Here is a 23,797-nt window from a genome sequence, read left to right as displayed (position 1 = left end):
ACCAGGAGTGTGCTCCGGTTCTCGCCAAGGGCACCCGGGTCATCGTCCGCCCGGTTCGCACGCGACGGACCGGCTCAGAGGGCCACCACGGTTGCCTCGGTCGCTTTGACGCTGGTCCAGACGGGAATGCCGTCGGCGAGGCCGAGTTCGGCGACAGCCTGGGGAGTGATCTCGGCGACGAGGTCCGGTGCCTGGTCGGAGGTGATCAGGATACGTAGCCGGCTGCCGCTGGTGGTGATCTCCCGTACGGTGCCCGGCCAGATGTTGCGAGGGCTGCCGCTGGGCCTGTCGCGGTGCACGGCGACGGCTTCCGGAGCGATGATCGCGAGTGCGCCCGTGCCGGCCGGGAGCGGGTCCGCGACGACGAGCGTGCCGCCGCTGGTGAGTTGGATGCCTTCGGCGGTGGCGGTCCCGGGCCAGGCGTTGCGGCCGAGCATGCGGGCCACCCAGGGGGAGCGGGGGTGTCGGGTGACTTCGGTGGGCGGGGCGTCCTGCAGGGCACGTCCCTCGTCGAGTACGAGGACACGGTCGGCGAGCGCGACTGCTTCCACCGGGTCGTGAGTGACGATCAGGCAGACACCGCCGAAGCCGTCGAGATGACTCCGCAGGGTGTGCCGGACCTGGGCGCGGGTGGTCTGGTCGAGTGCGGCAAGCGGCTCGTCGAGCAGGAGGAGCCGGGGGCGTGCGGCCAGCGCACGGGCGAGCGCGACACGCTGGGCCTGACCGCCGGAGACCTGAGCCGGTTTGCGATGGGCGAGATGGCCGACGCCGAGCCGGTCCAGCCAATCCTGGGCGCTGCGACGGGCCTCCGCGCGCGGGACGCCGTGAGCGCGAAGCCCGTACGCGGTGTTGGCCAGCGCGCTCATGTGCGGAAAGAGGGCGCCGTCCTGCGGGACCCAGGCCACGCCCCTGCGGTGCGGGGGGAGTTCGGTGACATCGTGGTCGGCGAGCCGGAGTTCGGCGTGGGCGCGTGGGGTGAGGCCGAGGAGGGCGCGCAGCAGCGTGGTCTTGCCGGCGCCGTTGGGGCCGACGACGGCGATGGTGGTGCCGGGTTCGGCGTCCAGGGTGAGTCGGTTGAAGCCGGTGACGTCGGCGTGCAGCGACCACTGCTCCTGCGGGGCCGCGCGCTGTGCGCCGGCGGGCTCGGGGACCGGGGCCACACCTGGTTCGGCTTCCTCCACCTGAAGCTTTGGTTCCTGCGAGCGGACGTCGGGCGTACCGGTCCAGCGGCCGCGCAGCGCGACAAGCACCAGCATCGCGATGGCGAGCAGCAGCAGAGAGACCGATGTCGCTGCCTCCGGCTCGTCCTGGAGCAGCAGGTACACCTGCAGGGGCAGTGTCTGGGTGGTGCCGGGGAGGTTGCCGGCGAAGGTGATGGTTGCGCCGAACTCGCCCAGTGCCCGAGCCCAGGTGAGGGCCGCTCCCGCGATGAGGCCCGGGGCCACCATGGGCATCGTGACCGTGAAGAACACCCGTACCGGAGAGGCCCCGAGGGACGCTGCGGTCTCCTCGTAGCGGGGTCGGAGTCCGCCCAGTGCGCCTTCGAGGCTGATGATGAGGAACGGCATGGCGACGAACGTCGCGGCCAGTACGGCCCCGGAGGTGTGGAACGGCAGGGTGATGCCGAAGGTGTTCTCCAGCCAGGGGCCGAGCAGCCCGCGGCGGCCGAATGCGAGGAGCAGTGCCACACCGCCGACGGTCGGCGGCAGCACCATCGGCAGCAGCACGAGGGAGCGCACGAACGCCTTGCCGGGAAACTGTACGCGGGCCAGCAGCCACGCCAGCGGCACACCGAGCAGCAGTGAGAGCCCGAGCGCCCAGAACGAGACCAGCAGCGAGAGCCGCAGTGCCTCGATGGTCCCCGGAGTCGTGAGATGGTCCGCGAGTTCGTCCCACTGAGTCCGTACGAGGATGCCGATCAGCGGCAGCAACAGGAACGCGACGGCCAGCAGGGCGGGGACCGCCAGGGTGATCGGCGTGCGAGGGCCTGGTGCGCGACTGCGGATGCGTTTCATCGGGGATTCCTGGGACTCGGTGTTCTGGATGAGTGAAAGGGGCTGTCCGTTCCCCCGGAACGGACAGCCCCCTCACGGCAGTCGCCAGTGCTACGGCTTCTGGAAGCCCGCGTCCTGGAGGATCTTCTGTGCCTCGGGTGTGGACAGCCATGCGACGAACGCCGCGGCAGCTTCGGCGTTCTTGGACTGCTTCAGCGCGGCGGCCGGGTATTCGGCGATGGCGTTCTGCGCGTCGGGGATCTCGACCGTGTCGACCTTGTCCGGGGCGGATTCGGCGTCCGTCTTGTAGACGAGACCCGCGTCGGCCTCGCCGAGCTCGACCTTGCTCAGCACGGCCCGGACGTTCGGCTCCTGGGAGACGGGCTTCACCGTGATCTTCTGGGCGTCGAGGATCTTCTTGCTGTACTTGCCGGCCGGCACCTCGGGTGCGGCGAGGACGACCTTCAGCTTCGTGTCCGCGAGGTCCTTGAGTTCGTCGACCTTGTGCGGGTTGCCCTCGACGGTCGCGATGACGAGGCGGTTCTTGGCTATGACGGCCGGGGTGCCGGTGTCCGCCTTCACGCTGTCCATGCTCTTGGTGTCGGCGGTGACCAGTGCGTCGGCCGGGGCGCCCTGCTTGACCTGGGCCACCAGTTCCTGGGACCCGGCGAAGGAGAAGGTGATCTTCGTTCCGGGGTTCTTCTTCTCGTAAGCAGCGCCGGCGGTCTTGAACACGTCGGTCAGTGAAGCGGCTGCCAGCACCGTCAGGTTGGCCTTGGGAGCCCCGGTGGCGGACTCGGTGGCCTTGGCGGCGCCGCCATCCTTCTTGGAATCGCTGCTACCACAGGCGGCGATCGGCATGAGGAGGGCAGCCGTCAGCACGGCCGCGGCGGCGCGGCGTCTGGTGAACGTGAGGGACATGAGGGCGGATCTCCTCGGGGACATGGTCGGCTGGCGCCGTCCGTTGCGGTTGGTGATGAGCCGCGCCGGTGACGGGCGACGCCGCTGGTTCGCGAGGGGTCAGGTGCGATCGATGTGAACGCTGGTCGACTTCACGCGGGCGGTGGCCTGCATGCCGACCTCCAGACCCAGTTCCTCCACGGCCTCCCGGGTCAGGAGTGATACGAGCCGGTGCGGGCCTGCCTGGATCTCGACCTGGGCCGCTACGTCGCCGAGCGTGACCGCGGTGACGATTCCGGGAAAGGCGTTACGGGCCGAGGTGTAGGGCGCGTCGTCCTCGTCCTTGGCTCCCTGGGCGACTTCGATGGAGAAGGCGGCCAGATCCCGGCCGTCGATGAGGCGGCGGCCACTGTCGTCGCGATGGGTCGCGACCCGGCCGGCGTCCGCCCAGCGGCGCGCTGTGTCGGGACTGACGCCGAGCAGACGTGCCGCCTGTCCGATGGTGTAGGACTGCATGGGCGCCACGTTAGAACGATCCACCTGGCATCTGCAAGTCTATATGCGATTATCCATTGCAGATGCCAGTTGACTGGAGGAAGTGCCAGTTGATTGGACTCCGACTCAGCCGTGCGCACCCACGGGCTCGTCGGGCAGCCGGCAGGTGCCGATCCAGATGCTGGTGACGGCGCTGATGTAGCGCGCGCCGCAGCGGTCGGTGGGCACCACGAGCTGAGTGCCCGTCGCGTCGAGGTCCTCGTCGTCCAGGCGGGTCGCCAGCAGCATGGGCGTGTTGCCGAAGTCGGCATCGATCTCCGCCCACGAGTCAGGACGCGGTCCGAACCCCTCTCAGTCCAGTGCCGACGGCCCGAGATCCGGCCGAACCCGGCGGTGTCGCCGAGCCACATCTACTGGAAGTACGGCGCGCACAACCTGAACAACCAGTACGGCGGCGGGTCACGGCGAGTACGTGGACCTGACCCCCATCAACTCGCTCCACCTGCGGCCGCACTACCAGTAGGCCGTACGCCGAGCACATCCAAGAAGCCCGGCCCGGAGCGAGGAACGTTCGCTCCGGGGCCGGGCTTCGTGGATGCTTCTACGGGATGTGCACGGAGCCGTCCCGCTGCGGTGGGATGGCCACGCCGTTCTGCTGGAGAGCGACGGTGCGCGCCGGAGAGGGAATGCGGATGCCTTCCAGGCGGTACCGCTTGTGCAGCTGCTTGATGAACTCGTGCTTGATCCGGTACTGGTCGCTGAACTCACCGACGCCGAGGATCACGGTGAAGCTGATCCGCGAGTCGCCGAACGTGTGGAAGCGGATGGCGGGTTCGTGCTCGGGGACCGCCCCCTCGACCTCCGTCATGACCTCGGTCACGACCTCGGAGGTGACGCGCTCCACGTGCTCCAGGTCGCTGTCGTAGCCGACGCCGACCTGCACCATCAGGGTCATCTCCTGTTCCGGGCGGCTGTAGTTGGTCATGTTGGTGCTGGAGAGCTGGGCGTTCGGGATGATGACGAGGTTGTTGGAGAGGCTGCGTACGACGGTGTTGCGCCAGTTGATGTCGACGACGTACCCCTCCTCCCCGCTGGTGAGGCGGATGTAGTCGCCGGGCTGGATCGTCTTCGAGGCGAGGATGTGGATGCCCGCGAAGAGGTTGGCGAGTGTGTCCTGCAGGGCCAGGGCGACCGCGAGACCGCCGACGCCGAGGGCCGTGAGCAGCGGGGCTATGGAAATGCCCAGTGTCTGGAGGACGACCAGACAGCCGATGGCCAGAACGACGACACGGGTGATGTTGACGAAGATGGTGGCCGATCCGGCGACGCCGGACCGCGATTGTGTGACGGCCCGCACCAGGCCGGTGATCACGCGCGCCGCGGTGATCGTGGCGGCCAGGATGAGCAGCACCGTCAGGACCTGGTTGACGGTGAGGTTGACCCGGCCGGTCAGCGGCAGCGCCGCCGCGGCCGCCCACACCCCGCCCGCGAGCGCCGCGACCGGCACCAGTGCGCGCAGCGCGTCGACGAGGACGTCGTCGCCGTTCCAGCGGGTACGGGTCGCGTGCTTGCCCAGCCAGCGCAGGAGAAGGCGCAGCAGGATGCCTGCCGCGAGCCCGACGGCCACCCAGATGCCCGCGACGATCCAGTCGTGCAGTGTGAGGTCTCTGTTCACCAGCTGCCTCCCATCGTGCCGAGAAGGGGGCGTGTGCCCGGTATGTGATGTGTCGTCACCTTGTTGTCACCTGCTGCTCGGTTCCAGGATGTGCCCAGCCGCCGGACACGACGCGTCGTTGACCGGCGGGTCCGCTCATCTTGCTACACGTGCGGGGGTGCTTCGTGGCCCGGTCGTTCGGTCAGGCAGTCTTCTCATGTGCACTGCCGCCAACTCGCCCCGCTCACTGCTGCGTTGACGCAAGGCGTCGGCCGAACGGCATCAGAGTTCGCTGAAGGACCCGTGCCGCCCCGCCCCGGCCGAAAACCGGGCCGCGCCTTCCAGGCTCTGCGCGAGCACGCTCGTCCCGTGGCGCAGTTCACCCTGCATGGCGGCCTGCTCGCTCAGGCCCTCCTGCTCGAGGACGGAGCTGCGGTCGCCCCGGAGGCAGGCCTGCGGGAAGCGGGCGATCGAGGCGGCCAGGGCCTCGGCCTCCGCGCGTGCCCGGCCCGGTGGGACGACACGGTTCGCGAGGCCCATCTCGTACGCCTCGGGGGCCGCGACGGGACGGCCGGTCAGGATCATGTCCATCGCGCGGCTGGTGCCGATGAGGCGGGGGAGTCGTACGGTGCCGCCGTCGATGAGCGGTACGCCCCAGCGGCGGCAGAAGACGCCGAAGACCGCGTCCTCCTCGGCGACCCGCAGATCGCACCAGAGTGCCAGCTCCAGGCCGCCGGCGACGGCGTGGCCCGCCACCGCCGCGATCACCGGCTTGGACAGCCGCATCCGCGTGGGACCCATCGGACCGTCGCCGTCCTCGGTGACATGGTTGCTGCGTTCCGTGCCGAGCGCCTTGAGGTCGGCGCCCGCGCAGAACGTGCCGCCCTCGCCCCACAGCACCGCCACCCGGGCCGTCTCGTCGTCCTCGAACGCCCTGAATGCGTCGGCGAGTTCGGCAGCCGTCGGACCGTCCACCGCGTTGCGGACCTCCGGGCGGGAGAGAACGACGGTGGTGACGTGTTCCTGGCGTTCGATCCGGACCGGCATCGCGAGGACCCCTTTGTGTGGCGACGCGAGCAGGTTACTCCCGGGTCACTCCGGGCGGTCGGACGGCCTGGACGGGTCAGGCTGAACCAGGTCCTTGATGCGCCGCTCCGTCCAGTGGCCGACCGCGCCGGGGCGGGCAGCCAGATAGGCCGTGATGGCGTCGACACCCCATGCGCCCGCCTCCACGAGCCCGGAGGCGAGGGAGCGCATATAGGCCGGAGACGGCTCGGTCCACGACACGTCGTCGACGCCCCAAGGGGCCGTAAAAGTGAGCACGGGCAGTCCGTCCACAGCTCCGGCGCAGACGAGGGTTTCGTATCGTCCGGTGCCGAGGGCGGCAATCCCGACGTTGAGTACCTCGGTGAGGTCGAGGTCGGTGCCAGGTTCCTTGTACATCTCCTGTGCCGCGATGTCGGCGAACTGGCCGGCTGAGACGAGATGTGCGCGGGCCGGCACACGGTCATCGCGCCGCGGGTCGTAGAACGCTCTGCCTCCGCCCCACACCGGCGATTGGGTGGCGAAGTACAAGGTGCCCCGGAGTTCCACCGGGATGGAGCGTGCGGGCAGGCTACGGTCCCTGCATCCCGGATACGCCCTGGCCGCACCCGGTGGCTGTCCGCCGACGATGTACTGGGCAAGCCGGTCGAGGTGCATGTTGGAGCCGTAGGAGGCGTACCAGACTCGCTGTGGCGGGGGCCCGCTCACAGGCCCCGGCTCAATACGGTGTGCGATGGTCATGCTTCATCCAGCCGATGTCGACGATCTCAGAGGGCCGGGAACTCCGCCGGTACGTCGAGGGTCCCGGCGACCGCACCCCAGATGGCAGTCTGAGCGGCCTTGAGAGTGACCTGGGGGTCGCCCAGCATCAGGCGGATCCCGAACCCGTCACACAGGGCGAGCAGGAGTGTGCTCGTCGCGTCGACGTCGCAGGGTGCGAACTCTCCCGAGTCGATGCCGCGCCGCAGCGCCTGGCCGACCCAGGCGTGCAACTGCTCGTACAGGTCGACGGCCAGTTGCTGTGCCGTCTCGTCGCGCAGGGCCCGCACCCACAGCTCCTGCCAGAGCTTCCAGTCCTGACGGAGCTCCGGGTCCGTGGGGAGGAGGGTGTGGAGGATGCGCGCCAGGATGACTGCTGCGGGCACTGTGTCCGCGTCCCGTTCGAGCTCTGTGCCGGTCTGCGCGAACGAATGCGTCATCGCTTCCGTGAACAGCTTCTCGCGGGTCTCGAAGTGGTAGTGCAGCAGCGCCGTGGAAACTCCTGCGTGCTCGGCGACCATGCGCATGCGGATCTTCTCGAAGCCGACCTCGGCGATCACTTCGCACGCGGCGGCGAGAATCCGCTCGCGCGTTTCGCGAGTGCGTTCGGCCTTGGTCACGTCGGTGCTCCCGGGGTTGGTGCGTGTCGGTCCGGTCGGCGGGACGGCATCGGCTCCCGCTGTGTTCATCTTCCCGTATCCGCTCGGGCCGCTGCCGTTGCGGCTGCCGGCCAGTGTGCGCCGGTTCATCGGTAGGTGTGGAAGCCGCGGCCCGACTTGCGGCCGAGCAGGCCGGCGTCGACCATCCGGGCGAGCAGCGGCGGAGGTGCGTACAGCGGCTCGCGGAACTCCTCGTACATCGACTCCGCGATGGCCTGGGTGGTGTCCAGTCCGATGAGATCGGTGAGTGCGAGCGGACCGAGCGGGTGGGCGCAGCCCAGGGTCATGCCCCGGTCGATGTCCTCCACCGACGCCGTGCCCGACTCGGCCATCCGTACCGCGGCCAGCAGGTAAGGCACGAGCAGGGCGTTGACGATGAATCCGGACCGGTCCCTGGCTCGGACGACCTGCTTGCCCAGTACGTCCGAGGCGAAGTGCTCCGCCCGACGCGCCGTGTTCTCGCCGGTCAGCAACGACGGCACCAGCTCGACCAGGGGCAGTACCGGGACGGGGTTGAAGAAGTGCAGGCCGACGACCTGCGCGGGGCGGCCGGTGGCGGCGGCCAGCCGGATGACGGGGATCGAGGACGTGTTGGTCGCCAGGATCGCGTCCTGCCGCTCCACGGTCGCGTCGAGGCGCGAGAAGATGTCCACCTTTGCCGCTTCGTCCTCGGCGACGGCCTCGACGACCAGGTCCCGGTCGGCCATCCGCTGCATGTCCGTGGTCGTGGCGATCCGGGCCAGTGCGGCGTCGCGGTCCGCGCCGGACAGCTTTCCGGCGGCGGTGGCGCGATCGAGGGAGCCGGTGATGCGGCGGAGCCCGGCCTCGGCTGCCGCCGTGCTCGTTTCGAGCACCACGACCTCCCGTCCTGACCGGGCGCACACTTCGGCGATGCCGGATCCCATCAGGCCGCAGCCCACGATCCCGATCCGGTCGATGTCGGTCATGGGTCCTCCTGTGACAGCGTGTTGGGGGTGAGTGGGTCCCGGCCGCGGGGTGATGGCCGCGGCCGGGAGACCGGCCGGCTCGGGCGGCTCAGGCGGACTCAGACGAGGACGGTATCTGCAGCACGCCCGTGCCGCGCTTCACCAGTTCGCCCGCGACGATGAGGCGCTGGATTTCTGAGGTGCCTTCCCAGATGCGGTCGACGCGCAGCTCGCGGTAGAGGCGCTCGACGGGGTAGGAGCGGTCGTAACCGCGTCCGCCGAAGATCTGCACGCAGCGGTCGATGACCCGCCCGGCCGCCTCGCTCGCCGACAGCTTTGCGATGGCCGCCTTCGCGTGGAGGGTCTTGCGGTCGGACAGTCCCGCGTCCACCTCCCAGGCAACCTGGTGCATGTAGGCGCGGTTGACGGCGATGTCGACGGCGCAGTCGGCGAGCATGCCCTGGATCAGCTGGAAGTCGGCGATGGGGGAGCCGAACTGGCGGCGTTCCACGGCCCAGTCGCGCGCCAGCTCCAACGCGCGTTCCGCGGCGCCTGTCGTACGTGCCGCGATCATCAGCCGCTCCTCGGTGAACCAGGAGCGGGTGATGTCGTACCCGTTCCCGATGCCGCCGAGCACGGCGTCCTCGGGTACCTGGACGTCGGTGAACGTGAACTCGGGGTGCTCGTAGACGAAGGTGTGCATGAAACGCGGCACGCGCGTCATCTCGATGCCGGACGTCTCCTTGTCGACCAGGAACAGCGTCGGCGCACGCTCCTCGCCGGCGGCGGCCAGCACGATCATGAAGTCGGCGTGGTCGCCCACGGTGACGAACCACTTCTCGCCGTTGAGCACCCAGCCGCTGCCGGTGCGCACCGCTGTGGTCTGCAGGTTCTGCGGGTCGGACCCGGCCTCGGGCTCGGTCACGGCGTAGCAGTCGCGACGCTGTCCCCGGATGACGGGGACGAGGAACCGCTCGCGCTGTTCGGGAGTGCAGAAGCTCAGGGCGTTCGCCGGGCGCCACACCATGTCCCACAAGGCGCCCGTGAGCCGCCCCAACTCCTCCTGGACGGTGGCCTGCTCCAGGATCGAGAGGCCGGCGCCGCCCCACTCCGCGGGCATGTTGACCGCCTGCAGCCCGCTGTCGAGCACGGCGTCGCGGATCTCTGCGTGGGCCTGCGGGGGCAGGCCATTGTTCTCCTCGCAGTCCAGCTCGTACTTCATGATGAAGTCGGTGAGACCTCGCGCGGTGCTCTTGAGCTCCTGCTGACGGGCGGTGAGACGGAAGTCCATGTCGGTCCTCGGGGTTGTGAGTACGAGCGGGTGCGGGAAGGTGCGGGCGGGTGTCAGAAGGTGGGCAGCGCGAGCGCTCCGGTGCCGCGCTTGATGAGCTCGTTGGCGACGATGAGGCGCTGGATTTCTGAGGTGCCTTCCCAGATGCGGTCGACGCGCAGTTCGCGGTAGAGGCGCTCGACGGGGTAGGAGCGGTCGTAGCCGCGTCCGCCGAAGATCTGCACGCAACGGTCGATGACCCGCCCGGCCGCCTCGCTCGCCGCGAGCTTCGCCGTCGACGCCTTCGCGTGCAGGGTCTTGGGGTCGGTGTGCGGCTGGTCGGCTTCCCAGGCGACCTGGTGGGTGTAGGCGCGGTTGACGGCGATGTCGACGGCGCAGTCGGCGAGCATGCCCTGGATCAGCTGGAAGTCGGCGATGCGGGAGCCGAATTGGCGGCGCTCCACGGCCCAGTCGCGCGCAAGCTCCAGCGCGCGTTCCGCGGCGCCTGTCGTACGTGCCGCGATCATCAGCCGCTCGTCCGTGAACCATTCCTTGGTCAGCTCGTAGCCGTTGCCGACCCCGCCGAGGACGTCGTCGTCGGAGACGAAGACGTTGGTGAAGGTGAACTCGGGGTGCCCGTTCACGGCGGAGTGCATGAAGCGGGGCACGCGCGTCATCTCGACACCGGGGGCCTGCTTGTCCACGAAGAACAGCGTGGGCGCACGCTCGGGACCCGCGTCGGCCTGGACCAGCAGGAAGTCGGCGATGTCACCGCAGGTCACGAACCACTTCTCGCCGTTGAGCAGCCAGCCGCCCATGGTGCGATCGGCGGTGCTGGTGCCCGAGCCGGGGTCCGAGCCGGCGCCGGGCTCGGTGACCGCGAAGGCGTCGAAGCGCTCACCCCGGATGACGGGGAGCAGGTACTTCTCCCGCTGCGCCTCGGTGCCGTGGGCGAGGACGTTGGCGGGCCGCCAGGGAATGTCCCACAGGCAGTTGGTGACCTTCCCGAACTCCTCCTCGACGATGACCTGGTCGAGCAGGGACAGACCGGCTCCGCCCCATTCGGCGGGCATGTTGATCGCGTAGACGCCGGCGTCGATCGCGGCGCGCGTCAGCTCGCGGACCGTGTCGACGGGCAGCGGTCCGCCCGCCTGCTCGGACTGGTCCTCGTACTGCATCAGCAGCCGGGCGTACGCGGCGGACCGCGCCTTGAGGTCGGCCTGCTCGGGTGTGTAGCGGAAGTCCATGGTGCTGTCCTTCGGAGTCGGCGGGATGGGGGCGGGGGAGTGGGCGCGGTCAGGCCAGTACGGCCCGGGCGTCCAGGGCCAGTACGCCGTCCGGGCGGACCAGCAGCGGGTTGACCTCGAGTTCGGCGATCTCGGGGTGGGCGGCGGCGACGGCGGTGATGCGCTCGATGACGGCGGCCGCGGCGGCCACGTCGACGGCGGGGCGCCCGCGGACGCCGTCCAGGAGCGAAGCGGTCCGCAGACTCCGCAGCAGCTGTTCGGCGCGGTCGGCGGGTACGGGCGCCAGGGAGAAGGCGACATCGTGCAGCGCCTCGGTGAGGACTCCGCCGAGCCCGACCATGGCGACCGGACCGAACCGGGGGTCCTGGTTGACTCCCACGATCAGCTCGATGCCGTCGGTGAGGTCGGCCATCGCCTCGACCGAGTAGGCGGACGCGCCGAGTCTGGCGTCCATCTCCCGGTATGCGGCGAGCAGCGCGTCCCGGTCGGCGAGCTTCAGCGCCACTCCGCCCGCGTCGGACTTGTGCAGGACGTGCAGGGCCTTGAGTACATACGGACCGCTGAACTCCTCGGCAGCGGCGAGCAGTTGGTCCTCGTCCGCGATCTCGCGCGCCTCGGGAAACGGCACGCCGGCGGCACTGAGCAGGGCCCGGACCGCGTGGTACCCGACGTCCCGCAGGGGCGTGGCGGCCGCGGGCAGCGGGGCGATCCCGGCTGGACCGGCCGCCTGGGAAGCTGTCATCGCCGCGAGAGCGCGGGCGGCGTCCTCCGTTGCGCCGAACACCGGTATCCCCGCGTCGGCCAGCGTCCGGCAGCTCGGCGAATGCGGGTACATGGACTGCACGACCAGGGGCTTGGGTGTCGCCCGCCAGTGCGTGACGATTTCCCGCGCGGCCTGTGCCTCGCCCTCCCCGAGCGTGGCACCTCCGCCGCCGAGTCCACCGCCGGAGGCGGCGTAGCCGCCGAAGTATCCCGTCATCAGGACGGTGTCGACCTCGTCGGTGGTGAGCAGCCCGCCGACGGTGGTGGCGTACGACAGCGGGTTCTGCTCGCCCATCCCGGCCAGGTCGACCGGGTTGCCCACCGCGGACTGCTCCCACAGCAGGGCCCTGAGCCGTTCCTGCGCCGGGGCGCCGAGTTCGGGGACGTCGAGGCTCGCGGCCTCGGCCGCGTCGGCGGCGATGACGCCGTGGCCACCGCCGTCGGTCAGCACCGCGGTACGTCGGCCGGTGGCGCGGGAGCCCGCGTTGAGTGCCGCCAGGACGACGGTCATCTCGCGTGCTGTGGCGACGAGTTCGACTCCGGCGTCGCGGCACGCCGCGGCCACCACGTCGGACGAGGTGGTGAGCGCGCCGGTGTGCGACTGGGCGCTGCGGGCGGAGGCGGAGCCGCGCCCCGCGGTGAGCAGCACGACCGGCTTGCCCGCCGCGGCGGCGGCCCGGGCGAAGGCGCGGCCGTCTCCGAAGTCCTCGGCGTACACGGCGATGGCCGAGGTGGCTTCGTGGCGCGCGCAGTCCTCGACGAGGTCGACCAGGGTGACATCGGCCTGGTTGCCGAGGGAGACAAAGCGGGAGAATCCCAGTCGGTGCGGTGCGCAGCGGAGCTGGAGTTCCAGCGCGAGGTTGCCGCTCTGGCTGAGCAGGGCGATCCCGCCGGCCGTGAAGGTGTCGGAGGCCAAGTAGAGCTCCGTCGTGTTGTCGGCGATGCCGAGGCAGTTGGGGCCGACCAGCACCGCTCCCGCGTCCTGTACCCGGGCGGCGATCGCCCGCTGCCGGGCCAGTCCGGCTGCGCCGGTTTCGGCGAAGCCGGCGGTGATGCCGACGATCGCGCGGGCTCCGCAGGCGAGCGCGTCGTCGACGGCGGCTTCGAATCCCCGGCCAGGTACGGAGATCACGACCAGGTCGACCGGTTCACCGATCTCCGCGAGGCAGGTGGCCGCCGTACGGCCGAGGACCGTACCGCCGCGGCGGTTCACCAGGTGGACGGGCCGCCGGTCGGGGGCGCGCAGTGCCTGTGCGGCCACGGAATGGCCGTACTTTGCGGGGTCGTCGCTGGCGCCGACCACGGCGACGGACTTGGGGTCGAAGAGCGCGGTCAGATCACGTCCCATGTCAATTCTCCAGCCGGAGGGCGGAGTTGGGGCAGGCTGCCGCGCAGTCGCGGGCGGCCGCTTCGCGGCCGTCGGGTACCGCTACGGCGATGATCGCCGCGTAGCCCCACTCGTCGAGGTCGACGAGGTCGGGAGCGTGTTCCTGGCAGAGCCCGTAGCCCTGGCAGAGAGTGGAGTCGAGAAGGAGTTTCACGGTGTTCCTTTCAGCGCGGGCACAGGAGTCGCAAGGGAGGCGGCGACCGCGGGTACGGCCACGGCGAGCCGACTGCCGCCGTCGGGGGGCACGGCGGAACAGGCTCGGCAGGGGGATTCGACGTGGGCCCGGGTGATGTCCGGGAAGGCGCGCAGGAGGCTTCCGGCCGTACCGGCTGCGGCGTCCAGCAAGCCGCACGCCCCGCGTCCGGGAAGGCCGGCGGACCAGCGGAGCAGTTTGGTGACGGCGTCGGGGTCCGGCCTGCCTGTGGCGAGTGAGTGCAGGGTGTCGCGGACCGCTGCCGTGCCCGCGACGCAGACACCGCACTGCCGGGCGCTCTCGGCCGCGAGATGGCTCACGGCGTCGGCGGCCGCGGTGACGGGGCATTCGCCGGGAGCGAGGAAGCGGATCGCGCCGCAGCCCACCGTGGTGCCCGCGGCGGCCAGCGCTTGGCGTTCGAGAGGCAGGTCCAGCGAGCCGTCCGCGATCAACCCGCCGAAGAGGCCGCCCATCAGGGCGCCGGTCGCCTCGGCAGTGCCTTGGGCGGCGGCCAGTGCGCGCAGCGTGGTGTCGCACGAAACTTCGGTGAGCAGTGCATGACCGCTGGTGCCGGAGAGCGTCACCAAGGTGGAGTCGGCGATCTGCCGGCGCAGGTCCGGCCGGGCGGCGATGAGTGCGATCCGGGCGAGTGTCTCCACATTGGAGACGAGGGTCGGCTTGTCCCCGACGCCCTGTTGGAACGGACGGGGTGGCTTGGCCGTGGGCAGGGCCGGTCCGCCGTTGATCCTTCGCACCACCGCCGTCTCCTCGCCGGCGACGTAGGCGTGCTCGGTCTCGATCACCTCGACGGGCAGTGCGGGAACCCACTCGGCGAGCGCCCGGCGGACGCTTGCTGCCGCCACCGGGTCGGAGACATAGACGTAGCTTCGTGTGGCGCCGGTGATCGAGGCCGCGCGGGCGAGGCCGTCCAGGACGAGATGGGGCCGGGCCCGCAGCAGCCACCGGTCCTTGACCGAGCCGGGTTCGCCTTCCTCGCCGTTCGCCACCACGACCGGGGGCCCATCGCCGTCCCGTACGGCCGCCAGCTTCACGGCGGCCGGAAACCCGGCCCCGCCGCGGCCGCGCAGCCCGGCGGTGGCGATGTGCTCCAGCAGTTGTTCCGGCCCGCAGCCTGTCCCGTAGCCGCCTGCGGCCTCGTACGCTGCGGCGTCCTCCATGCTCTCCGGTGCCGTGCCGAGCAGGGTGGCCGGCCGCCCCGGCATCAGGGATCGGATCGCCGTCATCGTCGACCTCCGTCGGGTGATGCGGCGCCGGGCGCCGGGTCGAGGGTGGCGGTGCGCAGAGTCCGCACCGCCGCGTCCAGGGCTCTGCGGTCGGCCGCTGTCCGGTCGTAGCCGGGGCCGGGTAGGCCGATGAGCATGCGGTGGTGGTCGAGCACCACCTCGCCCGCGAGTAGCGCTGCCTGCCGGTCGCCCGGCCGGGAGCCGTCGGCGACAGCGGTTACGAGCTCGGTGACCTCGGCGAGATAGCGCAGCCAGGTGCGCTCGGTGCCGTGCAGGACCAGACGCTCCACGCGGCGCCGCTCGGCGGCGGCGAGTTCCGGGGGTGCGGTTGCCGTGCTCCGCGCACGGTTACGCAGGGCAGCGACGCTCGGGGGAAGTTCCCGCTCCGGCTCGGGGGTGAGCCCGAGCCAGACCAGACTCCGACGACCGCTCATGCGTGCCTCCGGGAGGGGGGTGGGAGGTGGCCGGCACGGGCGGTGCCGGTTACCGAGGTGAATCGGGATACGGCGAGCGTTTGCTGCGGCTCGCTGCAGGGGGTGGACGCCGCGGCGGGCTTTCGCTGGCCGGGCGGTCGTCGCCCGTGACGCTGCCGCATCCGGGTTGACGGGCTGCGGCGCATGTCGGTGTGCGACGACGAGAGCTACGCTAACTAATCAATCAGTTAGTCTGCAAGCCTTGACAGCAGGGAAACCTCCACGCAATCTAACTGACCAATTAGTCAGCGTGGTTTCCCGGGGCACACCGGGGCCCCGCAGGCACCCGCTGGGCCGCCTCGACACCGATCGCCGCGCAGGCGGCATGGAGGAGTCAGCCGAATGCAGCAGAAAGCCCACGCGCCCACCGCTCCGCCGGAGCGGCAGGGCACACCGAGCCCGCCAGGGCAGGCCCCGCCCGAGCAGGCCCCGGTCGGTCACGCCCTGGCCGGCCGCTACTACACCGATCCGGACACGGCCACCGCCGAGACCCGGCACATCTTCGCGAAGTCCTGGCAGCTGGTCTGCCATGAATCGGACCTTCCCGGGCCCGGCTCCCGGCTCGCCGCCACCGCAGCGGGCCGCGAGGTCCTGGTGGTCCGCACCGAGGACGGAGGCCTGGCGGCGCACCTCAACGTCTGCAGGCACCGCGGAACCCGGCTGGTCACCGCCCCCGAGCCGGCGGGCAAGGCGATCCGCTGTCCCTACCACGGCTGGACCTACAAGCTCGACGGAAGCCTGGTCGGCGCCCCCGAGGCACGCCAGATCCCCTGCCTCGACAAGCCCCGGCTCGGGCTCTTCCCGGTCCGCGTCGAATCGTTCCTCGGATTCGTCTTTGTCAACCACGACCCCGACGCCGTACCGCTCGCCGAGCAGTGCGCGGGCCTCGCCGAGGCGGTCGGCCACTACGCCGGTACCGATCTGGTACCGATCGGCCGCAGCCGTATCCATGATCTGGCGGGCGCGGAGGTCCAGCACGCCAACTGGAAAGTGGCCGTCGACAACTACCTGGAGGGCTACCACGTCCCGGTCGCCCACCCCGGTCTGATGCGGCTGCTCGACTACCAGCGCTACACCTGCGAGATCGAGGAGTCCTACGCGCTGTTCGCCTCGCCCCTGCGCGACAAGCCGTCCTCGAACTGGGCTGAACGCCTCTACCAGCGCATTACCGCACCCATGCCCGGTCTCACCGAGGCCGACCGCCGGGTCTGGCGATATGCCGTGATCTACCCCAATACACTCATCGACTTTTACCCCGACCATGTGCTTGCCTGGACCGCAATCCCCACGGCCGTGGACCGCGTGGCCGTACCCGGCGCGTTCTACACCCGCCGCGGGACCGGGCTGCGTACCCGCCTCGCCCGGCGGCTGAACATTCACATCGGCTGGATCACCAACGACGAGGACGCCGAGTTGGTGGCCAGGGTGCAGAAAGGACTCACCACCCCCGGGTTCGAGCCCGGCCCGCTGTCCCGGCGCGAGTCGGCCGTCGGCTGGTTCGCCGGCCGCGTGCGGGCCGATCTCGACGGCGCGGAGACCTGAGCCGTCCCCCTCCACGCAGGCCCGGAGCAGTGAACCGCCGAGCCCACCCCGCAGTCGAGCCACTATGGCGGTGCCCCCGCACCGGCAGCGGCTCCCCGGTCCCGCACGGAAACGGAATCAGCGAATCCGTGCACAGGACAACCCACCCCGAACAGCCGTCCGTCCCCCCGCACGGACCCCACGGAGAGGACCCCTTGATGTCCCCCGAGGCACCCCGATTCTCCCGCCGCTCATTCCTCCGCACCGGCTCCGCCACGGCCGTCGGACTCGGCCTGGGCCTGACCGCGGCCGGCTGCGGATTCTCCTCCGCAGGCACGGCCGACAAGAAGGCCCAGGAGGAACCCATCGACGTCAAGGTCGACGGCGACCTCGTCTATTTCAACTGGGCGGACTTCGTCGACCCGGCCGTCTTCGCCGGATTCCAGAAGGAGTACGGCGTCAAGGTCATCCAGTCGAACTTCGACTCCATGGAAGGCATGGCAGCCAAGCTCAACGCGGGGAACCGCTACGACATCATCTTCCCCACCGCGAAATGGGCCCAGCGACTGACCGCCGGAGGCCGGCTGCGCAGCATCGACCACAAGCAGCTCAAGAACGCCGAAGCGGTCTTCGGCAGCTACGACTACTTCGCCGACCCCTGGTACGACTCCGGATCCCGGCACACCGTCCCGTTCACCATGTACAAGACCGGGATCGGCTGGCGGAAGGACAAGATCGGCGGCGACCTGGCCGGCTCCTGGGACGACCTGTGGAACGCCCGGGCCAAGGGCAAGGTCTTCGTACTCGACGACCGCGACGAGGTCCTCGGCATGGCGGCGCTCAAGCTCGGCCTCGACGTCTCCACGTCCGACGTGGGCGAGCTGGGCCGTATCACCAGCACCCTGCGTTCCCTGCGCCCCCATCTGCGCGGTTTCTCGAGCGACAGCTACAACAACCTGCTCAACGGCAACGCGGTCATGACGCAGGCATGGAGCGGCGACATGGCCGCCATGCTGGGCCAGGCGAAGGACCCCTCGGTCTTCGGCTTCGAAGTCGCGAAGGAAGGGGCTCCGGTCAACTCCGACTGCTACGCCATACCGTCCGACGCACCCCACCCCGGCACAGCGATGCTCTTCATCGACTACATGCTCCGCCCGGAGAACGTGAAGAAGAACATCGAGTACATCGGCTATCCGATGCCGGTCGCCGGCAGCGAGGACACCTACTCCGCGCTCGTCGAGCCCTTCCCCGAGTGCCTGGTCTCCGCCTACGACCTGAAGGACGACCTGTACTTCCGCAACGGCACGGCGAAGGGCGAGCGCGCCCGGGACACCGCCTGGACCCAGGTGAAGGCCGGCTGACGACGTGAAACGACGCACGGATCACCCGTCGCCCGGGGCGCGCAAAGCGCCGACCGCAGCCGGCAACCGGCTGTGGACCTGGCTGATGATCCCGGGCACTCTCTGGATGTCCGCCTTCCTCATCGGCTCCCTCGTCCTGGTCGCCACCCTGTCGCTCGGCACCACCGACCCGCTCGGCAATCCGCAGTTCGGACTCAACTTCGAGAACATCGCGGCACTGGCCGAGCCCGCCTACCGGGCCGTGCTGCTGCGTTCCCTCGGCTACTCACTGCTCACCTGCGTCATCTGTCTGGTCGTGGCCTACCCGGTCGCGTACGCCATCGCCTTGTACGGCGGACGCTTCAAGAACCTCCTGATCGCCGCCATCGTCGTCCCGTTCTTCGCCAATTACCTGGTGCGGATGTACGGCTGGTCCGTCGTCCTGTCCGACGACGGCCCGCTGCTGAAGGCGCTGCGCGCCATGGGACTCGCCGACGGCGGTACCAAGATCCTGCAGACCGGCGTGGGCGTCATCGCCGGACTGGTCTACGGCTTCATCGTGTTCATGATCATCCCGCTGTACGCGGCGCTGGAGCGCATGGACGTGTCCTTGATCGAAGCAGGCCGTGACCTCTACGGAGGTCCCCTGCGGACCTTCTTCTTCGTCACCCTGCCCGCCACCCGGCAGGGCGCGGCCGCCGGCTGTGTCCTTGTCTTCCTGCCCGCCATGGGCGACTTCGTCAGCGCCCAACTGATGGGAGGCCCCGACCAGATCATGATCGGCAACCTGATCCAGGACAAGTTCTTCCAGGGCCAGAACTGGCCGCTCGGCTCGGCACTCACCATGCTGATGATGGCCGTCCTCTTCATCGGGATGCTCGGCTACCTGCGGCGGGCCCGCAAGGACGAGGCGGAGGCGGTCCGATGACGCTGCGCCCCGCCCTCAAACCGCACCGCCCCGCCGCCCGTCCGGCCCCACGCGCGCACAGCGGCCCGACCGCCGGCGCGTCCGGCAGGGCCGCCGCCCCGAAGCGCCGCCGTCGCGGCACCGACCGCAGGCCCCGCTTCGCCCTCGGAGTCACGGCAGCGTTCTTCGCGCTCCTCTACCTGCCCATCGGCGTCGTCATCCTCTTCTCCTTCAACTCCCAGAAATCGCTCACCGTCTTCAAGGACTTCAGCTTCCGCTGGTACTCGGCCTTCTTCCAGGACCAGGCCCTGCTCGACTCGCTCGGCATGAGCCTGCGGGTGTCCCTGGTGGCCATGGCCGGGTCGCTGATACTCGGGGTGGCCCTGGCCCTCGGCCTGGTGCGCTGCCGCAGTCGCTTCGGCTCCCTCGCGGGCCTGATCATGCTCGTCCCGCTGATCACGCCCGAGATCGTCACGGGCGTCGCGGCGATGATGCTCTTCAAGGGCATGGGCATCACCCTCTCCACCGGCACGGTGATGCTCGCCGAGATCACCTTCTCCATCTCCTACGTGACGGTCATCCTGCGGTCGCGGATCGCCGCCCTCAACCCGGAGGTCGAGGAGGCCGCGATGGACCTCGGAGCCACCCGCTGGCAGGCGCTGCGCCTGGTGACCCTGCCCGCTCTGCTCCCCAGCATCCTCGCCTCGGCCGTGCTCGTCTTCGCGCTCGTCTTCGACGACTTCGTCCTCGCGTACTTCACCACCGGAGTCGACCCGCAGCCGCTGTCCGTACGGATCTACTCGGCGATCCGGTTCGGCGTACAGCCCACCATCAACGCCGTCGGCACGCTGATGCTCGCCGGCTCCATCGGCCTCATCGCCCTGGCCCTGTTCATCCCGCGTCTGTTCGGCCGTCGCGGCGGCCTCGACCTCCTCTCCGGGAAGTGACCCCGTGACCTCCACGACCACCAAGGCAGCCGGCGCGACGACGCACACCACGTCCGCCGTCCGGCTCGACGGCATCAGCAAGAGCTACGGCGACTCGTACGCCGTCCAGGACCTCACCCTGGACATCGCGCCCGGCGAGTTCTTCTCCCTCCTCGGCCCCTCCGGCTGCGGCAAGACCACCTCGCTGCGGATGATCGGCGGCTTCACCGATCCCACCGAAGGCGCCATCCTGCTCGCCGGCGAGGACGTCACCGGCCTGCCGCCGAACAAGCGCAACGTCAACACCGTCTTCCAGAGCTATGCCCTCTTCGACCACCTCTCGGTCGCCGACAACGTGGCCTTCGGCCTCAAGCGCAAGGGCATCGCACGCGCCGAGATACGCGAACGGGTCGCCACCATGCTCGACCAGGTGCAACTCGCCGACCTCGCCGACCGCAAGCCCCGTACCCTCTCCGGCGGCCAGCGCCAGCGCGTGGCCCTGGCCCGCGCACTCGTCAACCGTCCCCAAGTCCTGCTGCTCGACGAGCCGCTGGCCGCCCTCGACCTCAAACTCCGCCGCCAGATGCAGGTGGAGCTCAAGCAGATCCAGCGCGAGGTCGGTATCACCTTCGTCTTCGTCACGCACGACCAGGACGAGGCGCTGACCATGTCGGACCGGCTGGCGGTGATGAACGAGGGCCACGTCGAGCAGTGCGGAACCCCGGAGGACGTGTACGAACGCCCGGCGAGCAGCTTCGTCGCCTCCTTCATGGGCACATCCAACCTCGTCCCCGGCACCTACCGCTCCGGCGAGGTCGTCATGGACCAGGGACCCGCCCTGCCCGTCGGACCCCGCACCGGCATCACCGACGGCAGCCGGGTCAGCCTCGCCATCCGGCCCGAGAAGATCTGGCTCTCCGACCTCGGACCGGACATGGCCCGGGTGAGCGGAGTGGTCCGGGAGACCGTCTACTCCGGCCCGACCACCACGTACCTCATCGAACTCGCCCCCGGCGTCACCGTGTCAGTGCTGGAGCAGAACACCGACCGCTCCCGTATGGAGGACCGCTGGAGCGGCGGCGAGAGCGTCGAGATCGGCTGGCGGCCCGAACACTGCCTGGTCCTCGACTGACCGCCCCGCCGCAGCAGCCAACCCAGCGAAGGAACGCCCCATGAATCACGATGTCATCGTGCTCGGCGCCGGGCTCGCCGGACTCGCCGCCGCACGTGACCTGGCCGCAGGCGGGGCCGACGTCCTGGTCCTGGAAGCCCGCGACCGCGTCGGCGGACGCGTCGAACAGACCGAACTCCCCGACGGCCGGCTCGTCCAGCTCGGCGGCGAGGTGGTCGGACAGGCACACACCGCCTACCGCACCCTCGTCGCCGAACTGGGCCTCACCCTGATCCCCAGCTATGTCGCCGAACCCGGAACCATCGCTCGCGCCACCCCGGAGGGGGCCTCGGCCGGTGACCCGCCGCACTGGTTCGGCCCCCGCGACGATGCCTGCCACCAGCGGGTCACCGCCGCCTTCACCGCCCTGGCCCGCACGGTCGACCCGGACGACCCGTGGTCCCACCTCGACGCCGCCGCCCTCGACCGGCTCTCGGTCGGCGCCTGGCTGCGCTCCGAGCACGCCACCCCCGCCGTGGTGCGCCTCTGGGAGATCGGCCAACTCGCTCTCGCGAGCGGCTCGTACGAGCGGACCTCGCTGCTCTCCGCCCTGCGCAAACACGCCGCTGTTCCCGGCGGACAGCACACCGAACCCAACGATCACTACGACTACGAGGACTGGGAAGGACTGCGCGTCGCCGAGGGCTCGGCAACGGTGGCCCTGCGCATGGCGGACGACCTCAAGGAGCGGATACGGCTTCAAGCGCCCGTCGAGGCGATCGACGTACGGCCCGGCGGCTGCGCGGTGCGCCTGACCGGAGGCGAGACTTTCTCCGCCGGTGCCGTCGTCAGCGCGCTTCCCGTCGGCCCGCTCCGCTCGGTCGCCGTCAGCGGGGTCTCCGACGACCGGCTCGCCTCGCTGAACCGCCAAAGGCAGGCGGTCGCCGCCAAGTTCGCCGCCGCGTACGACAAACCGTTCTGGCGCGAGTCCGGCCTCAACGGCCTCTCCGAATCCGAAGGGGTCCTCGGAAGCACCTGGCCGCAGAACGAAGGAATCCTGTCCGCCCTGATTCCCCCCGAGCGCTACGGCGTCCTGCTCGGCATGCCCGAGGCGCGCAGGGAGCACGAACTCCTCAGCGACATCGCCCTTCTCTACGGAGCGGAGGCGCACGACCCCATCAGCTCGTACGTCCGCATGTGGGGCACCGATCCCTGGACCCAGGGCTATGTCACCCAGTGGACCCCTGGCGACGTCATGGCCGTCGGCCCCCTGCACGGAACACATGAACCACCCTTCTACGTCTGCGGATCCGACCAGTGGGTGGCCGGCTACATGGAAGGCGCCGTACGCACCGGCCGCGCCGCCGCGAAGGAGGCGCTGCGCCGTGGCTGAACCCCTAGCCCGCCCGGTCCTCAACCACATCGGGGGAGCGGACCTCCCCGCCGCATCAGGCGCGACGATGCACCTGATCAGTCCCACGACCGGCATGCCACACCGCACCGCCCCACTGTCCGGCAGGTCCGACACCGACGCGGCCTGCGCCCACGCGGCAGCGGCGTACGAGCGCTGGTCTACGACCACGCCCGCCGAACGGCAACGCGCGCTGCTGCGCATCGCCGACGCCATGGAAGCCCATGCCGACGACCTGACGACAGCCGAAGTCGGGGACACGGGCAAGCCCGCCGAGCTGTTCCGGACCGAGGAACTGCCCGCGATCACCGACACCTTGCGCTACTTCGCGGGAGCGGCCCGAAACCTGCCGGGCGCCGCGGCAGGGGAGTACACCGAGGGACGCACCTCACTGCTGCGCCGCGAACCGATCGGCGTCTGCGCCCAGATCACGCCATGGAACTACCCGCTGATGATGGCGGCGTGGAAGATCGCCCCGGCACTCGCGGCCGGGAACACGACCGTGCTCAAACCCGCGGACACCACGCCCTCCTCGACTGCGCTGCTGGCCCGGATCGCCGCTGAACACCTGCCGCCCGGCGTTCTCAATGTCGTCTGCGGCGACCGCGACACAGGCCGGGCGCTCATCGCCCACCCGGCCGTCCGGCTGATCGCCGTCACCGGCAGCGTCCGGGCCGGCCGCGAGATCGCCACTGCCGCAGCCGCCGACCTCAAACGCGTCCATCTCGAACTCGGCGGCAACGCGCCGGTCATCATCCACGACGACATCGACATCGAGACCACCGCAGCACAACTTGCCGCCGTCGCCTACTACAACGCGGGCCAGGACTGCACGGCTCCCACCCGGCTGCTCGTCCACGCCGACATCCACGACACGTTCGTGGACGCCTTCGCCGCACACGCGGCAGCCCTACGACCGGCCTTCGACTTCGGCCCCCTCAACAGCGCGGCCCAACTCGCCTCCGTGGAAGGCCTGCTGAGTCGTCTGCCGGGCCACGCGAAGATCGCGACGGGCGGCTCGCGGCAGGCGGGCCCCGGCTTCTACCACCAGCCCACCGTCGTCACCCATGTCCGCCAGAGTGACGAGATCGTGCAGGAGGAGATCTTCGGCCCCGTCGTCACCGTCCAGTCCTTCGAGGACGAAGCCGAGGCACTGCGGCATGCCGACGACGTACGGTTCGGCCTCGCCGCCGGCGTCTGGACCACGGACCACGACCGAGCCATGCGTGCGACCCGGGCGCTGAACACCGGGATCGTCTGGGTCAACACACACGGCACGACGGTGTCCGAGATGCCGCACGGCGGAGTCAAACACTCGGGCTACGGCAGCGATCTGTCCCTGTCCGGCCTGCTGGACTACACGCAGGTCAAGCATGTGATGCTCTGATCCGCTTGGCCCCCCGCACGGCGCGCCCCCGGCCGTGCGGGCCCAGGCCGGTGGAGGATCGATGGCGCGACGGCCCCGTAGCGAGCCGCTCAGTGCTGTCCCCGGTCGGTGAAGAGGTCCCTGCCATGAAGCTGCTCCACAGCCCGCTGCTCCGGATGCCGGTCAACGGCTTCTTCGCTTCCGTCCT

General features: G+C 70.2%; 21 protein-coding genes and 1 pseudogene. 7 read left to right on the top strand and 15 right to left on the bottom strand.

Features of this window, described 5'->3' with window-relative positions; all coding sequences use genetic code 11:
• Positions 1-74: 74 nt before the first annotated feature.
• The 15 genes and pseudogenes from ACH4YL_RS27900 to ACH4YL_RS27830 form a co-directional block, all read right to left on the bottom strand.
• Positions 75-2,015, bottom strand: a complete 1,941-nt coding sequence (locus tag ACH4YL_RS27900; RefSeq protein WP_398510196.1) for an ABC transporter permease — start codon at positions 2,013-2,015, stop codon at positions 75-77.
• A gap of 90 nt (positions 2,016-2,105) precedes the next feature.
• Positions 2,106-2,915 (bottom strand): molybdate ABC transporter substrate-binding protein, encoded by an 810-nt coding sequence (gene modA, locus ACH4YL_RS27895; RefSeq protein WP_398510195.1) that lies wholly within the window; start codon positions 2,913-2,915, stop codon positions 2,106-2,108.
• A 99-nt stretch (positions 2,916-3,014) separates the two neighbouring features.
• A complete protein-coding gene (locus ACH4YL_RS27890) occupies positions 3,015-3,410 on the bottom strand; it encodes a molybdopterin-binding protein (RefSeq protein ID WP_398510194.1) in 396 nt (131 codons plus the stop codon).
• A gap of 105 nt (positions 3,411-3,515) precedes the next feature.
• Positions 3,516-3,716, bottom strand: a pseudogene (locus ACH4YL_RS27885) (molybdopterin-dependent oxidoreductase); the annotation flags it as partial.
• A gap of 274 nt (positions 3,717-3,990) precedes the next feature.
• Positions 3,991-5,064 carry a mechanosensitive ion channel family protein gene (locus ACH4YL_RS27880; RefSeq protein WP_398510193.1) on the bottom strand — a complete coding sequence of 358 codons (1,074 nt, stop codon included), beginning with the start codon at positions 5,062-5,064 and terminating at the stop codon, positions 3,991-3,993.
• A gap of 261 nt (positions 5,065-5,325) precedes the next feature.
• Positions 5,326-6,090: a crotonase/enoyl-CoA hydratase family protein gene (locus ACH4YL_RS27875; protein ID WP_398510192.1), complete on the bottom strand. Its 765-nt coding sequence runs from the start codon at positions 6,088-6,090 to the stop codon at positions 5,326-5,328.
• A 45-nt stretch (positions 6,091-6,135) separates the two neighbouring features.
• On the bottom strand, positions 6,136-6,828 hold the full coding sequence (locus ACH4YL_RS27870; RefSeq protein ID WP_398510191.1) for a histone deacetylase: 693 nt from the start codon (positions 6,826-6,828) through the stop codon (positions 6,136-6,138).
• 26 nt (positions 6,829-6,854) lie between these two features.
• Positions 6,855-7,595, bottom strand: a complete 741-nt coding sequence (locus tag ACH4YL_RS27865; protein WP_398510190.1) for a TetR/AcrR family transcriptional regulator — start codon at positions 7,593-7,595, stop codon at positions 6,855-6,857.
• Positions 7,592-8,452, bottom strand: a complete 861-nt coding sequence (locus ACH4YL_RS27860) for a 3-hydroxybutyryl-CoA dehydrogenase (RefSeq protein ID WP_398510189.1) — start codon at positions 8,450-8,452, stop codon at positions 7,592-7,594. Before ACH4YL_RS27860 ends, ACH4YL_RS27865 begins: the two co-directional genes overlap by 4 nt.
• Before the next feature lie 88 nt (positions 8,453-8,540).
• Complete coding sequence (locus tag ACH4YL_RS27855; protein WP_398510188.1) at positions 8,541-9,722, bottom strand: acyl-CoA dehydrogenase family protein; 1,182 nt, start codon at positions 9,720-9,722, stop codon at positions 8,541-8,543.
• Positions 9,723-9,775: 53 nt separating this feature from the next.
• The gene (locus ACH4YL_RS27850) at positions 9,776-10,948 is read right to left on the bottom strand and encodes an acyl-CoA dehydrogenase family protein (RefSeq protein ID WP_398510187.1); all 1,173 of its coding nucleotides are present in this window, start codon (positions 10,946-10,948) and stop codon (positions 9,776-9,778) included.
• A 49-nt stretch (positions 10,949-10,997) separates the two neighbouring features.
• Positions 10,998-13,058 (bottom strand): acetate--CoA ligase family protein, encoded by a 2,061-nt coding sequence (locus tag ACH4YL_RS27845; protein WP_398510186.1) that lies wholly within the window; start codon positions 13,056-13,058, stop codon positions 10,998-11,000.
• Position 13,059: 1 nt separating this feature from the next.
• Positions 13,060-13,251, bottom strand: coding sequence for a ferredoxin (locus ACH4YL_RS27840; protein ID WP_398510185.1), 192 nt, complete (start codon positions 13,249-13,251; stop codon positions 13,060-13,062).
• Entirely contained in the window at positions 13,248-14,534 is a 1,287-nt protein-coding gene (locus ACH4YL_RS27835; RefSeq protein ID WP_398510184.1) for an NADH-ubiquinone oxidoreductase-F iron-sulfur binding region domain-containing protein, read from the bottom strand. Before ACH4YL_RS27835 ends, ACH4YL_RS27840 begins: the two co-directional genes overlap by 4 nt.
• Positions 14,531-14,968: a hypothetical protein gene (locus tag ACH4YL_RS27830; RefSeq protein WP_398510183.1), complete on the bottom strand. Its 438-nt coding sequence runs from the start codon at positions 14,966-14,968 to the stop codon at positions 14,531-14,533. The genes ACH4YL_RS27835 and ACH4YL_RS27830 overlap by 4 nt, the downstream gene beginning before the upstream one ends.
• Positions 14,969-15,349: 381 nt before the next feature.
• Between ACH4YL_RS27830 and ACH4YL_RS27825 the strand changes: the two genes are divergently transcribed.
• The 7 genes from ACH4YL_RS27825 to ACH4YL_RS27795 all read left to right on the top strand — a co-directional run bounded on the left by ACH4YL_RS27825 (position 15,350) and on the right by ACH4YL_RS27795 (position 23,610).
• Positions 15,350-16,549 (top strand): aromatic ring-hydroxylating dioxygenase subunit alpha, encoded by a 1,200-nt coding sequence (locus ACH4YL_RS27825; RefSeq protein WP_398510182.1) that lies wholly within the window; start codon positions 15,350-15,352, stop codon positions 16,547-16,549.
• A gap of 197 nt (positions 16,550-16,746) precedes the next feature.
• The gene (locus tag ACH4YL_RS27820) at positions 16,747-17,889 is read left to right on the top strand and encodes a spermidine/putrescine ABC transporter substrate-binding protein (protein ID WP_398510181.1); all 1,143 of its coding nucleotides are present in this window, start codon (positions 16,747-16,749) and stop codon (positions 17,887-17,889) included.
• Positions 17,890-17,893: 4 nt separating this feature from the next.
• Complete coding sequence (locus ACH4YL_RS27815; protein WP_398510180.1) at positions 17,894-18,796, top strand: ABC transporter permease; 903 nt, start codon at positions 17,894-17,896, stop codon at positions 18,794-18,796.
• Positions 18,793-19,722 carry an ABC transporter permease gene (locus ACH4YL_RS27810; protein ID WP_398510179.1) on the top strand — a complete coding sequence of 310 codons (930 nt, stop codon included), beginning with the start codon at positions 18,793-18,795 and terminating at the stop codon, positions 19,720-19,722. The genes ACH4YL_RS27815 and ACH4YL_RS27810 overlap by 4 nt, the downstream gene beginning before the upstream one ends.
• Positions 19,723-19,726: 4 nt before the next feature.
• Positions 19,727-20,833 (top strand): ABC transporter ATP-binding protein, encoded by a 1,107-nt coding sequence (locus ACH4YL_RS27805; protein ID WP_398510178.1) that lies wholly within the window; start codon positions 19,727-19,729, stop codon positions 20,831-20,833.
• A gap of 40 nt (positions 20,834-20,873) precedes the next feature.
• Positions 20,874-22,205 carry a flavin monoamine oxidase family protein gene (locus tag ACH4YL_RS27800; protein ID WP_398510177.1) on the top strand — a complete coding sequence of 444 codons (1,332 nt, stop codon included), beginning with the start codon at positions 20,874-20,876 and terminating at the stop codon, positions 22,203-22,205.
• On the top strand, positions 22,198-23,610 hold the full coding sequence (locus tag ACH4YL_RS27795; protein ID WP_398510176.1) for an aminobutyraldehyde dehydrogenase: 1,413 nt from the start codon (positions 22,198-22,200) through the stop codon (positions 23,608-23,610). The genes ACH4YL_RS27800 and ACH4YL_RS27795 overlap by 8 nt, the downstream gene beginning before the upstream one ends.
• The last annotated feature ends 187 nt before the right edge of the window (positions 23,611-23,797 follow it).

This window comes from Streptomyces sp. NPDC020681, assembly GCF_044334895.1.
Classification (GTDB): domain Bacteria; phylum Actinomycetota; class Actinomycetes; order Streptomycetales; family Streptomycetaceae; genus Streptomyces.
This window is presented reverse-complemented; position numbering and strand designations above follow the sequence as displayed.

Bases quoted from the DNA above. Each gene is read 5' to 3' on its own strand.
- ACH4YL_RS27900 (WP_398510196.1), bottom strand. From the start codon at position 2,015: ATGAAACGCATCCGCAGTCGCGCACCAGGCCCTCGCACGCCGATCACC.
- modA (WP_398510195.1), bottom strand. From the start codon at position 2,915: ATGTCCCTCACGTTCACCAGACGCCGCGCCGCCGCGGCCGTGCTGACG.
- ACH4YL_RS27890 (WP_398510194.1), bottom strand. From the start codon at position 3,410: ATGCAGTCCTACACCATCGGACAGGCGGCACGTCTGCTCGGCGTCAGT.
- ACH4YL_RS27875 (WP_398510192.1), bottom strand. From the start codon at position 6,090: ATGCCGGTCCGGATCGAACGCCAGGAACACGTCACCACCGTCGTTCTC.
- ACH4YL_RS27870 (WP_398510191.1), bottom strand. From the start codon at position 6,828: ATGACCATCGCACACCGTATTGAGCCGGGGCCTGTGAGCGGGCCCCCG.
- ACH4YL_RS27865 (WP_398510190.1), bottom strand. From the start codon at position 7,595: ATGAACCGGCGCACACTGGCCGGCAGCCGCAACGGCAGCGGCCCGAGC.
- ACH4YL_RS27860 (WP_398510189.1), bottom strand. From the start codon at position 8,452: ATGACCGACATCGACCGGATCGGGATCGTGGGCTGCGGCCTGATGGGA.
- ACH4YL_RS27855 (WP_398510188.1), bottom strand. From the start codon at position 9,722: ATGGACTTCCGTCTCACCGCCCGTCAGCAGGAGCTCAAGAGCACCGCG.
- ACH4YL_RS27850 (WP_398510187.1), bottom strand. From the start codon at position 10,948: ATGGACTTCCGCTACACACCCGAGCAGGCCGACCTCAAGGCGCGGTCC.
- ACH4YL_RS27845 (WP_398510186.1), bottom strand. From the start codon at position 13,058: ATGGGACGTGATCTGACCGCGCTCTTCGACCCCAAGTCCGTCGCCGTG.
- ACH4YL_RS27835 (WP_398510184.1), bottom strand. From the start codon at position 14,534: ATGACGGCGATCCGATCCCTGATGCCGGGGCGGCCGGCCACCCTGCTC.
- ACH4YL_RS27830 (WP_398510183.1), bottom strand. From the start codon at position 14,968: ATGAGCGGTCGTCGGAGTCTGGTCTGGCTCGGGCTCACCCCCGAGCCG.
- ACH4YL_RS27825 (WP_398510182.1), top strand. From the start codon at position 15,350: ATGCAGCAGAAAGCCCACGCGCCCACCGCTCCGCCGGAGCGGCAGGGC.
- ACH4YL_RS27820 (WP_398510181.1), top strand. From the start codon at position 16,747: ATGTCCCCCGAGGCACCCCGATTCTCCCGCCGCTCATTCCTCCGCACC.
- ACH4YL_RS27810 (WP_398510179.1), top strand. From the start codon at position 18,793: ATGACGCTGCGCCCCGCCCTCAAACCGCACCGCCCCGCCGCCCGTCCG.
- ACH4YL_RS27800 (WP_398510177.1), top strand. From the start codon at position 20,874: ATGAATCACGATGTCATCGTGCTCGGCGCCGGGCTCGCCGGACTCGCC.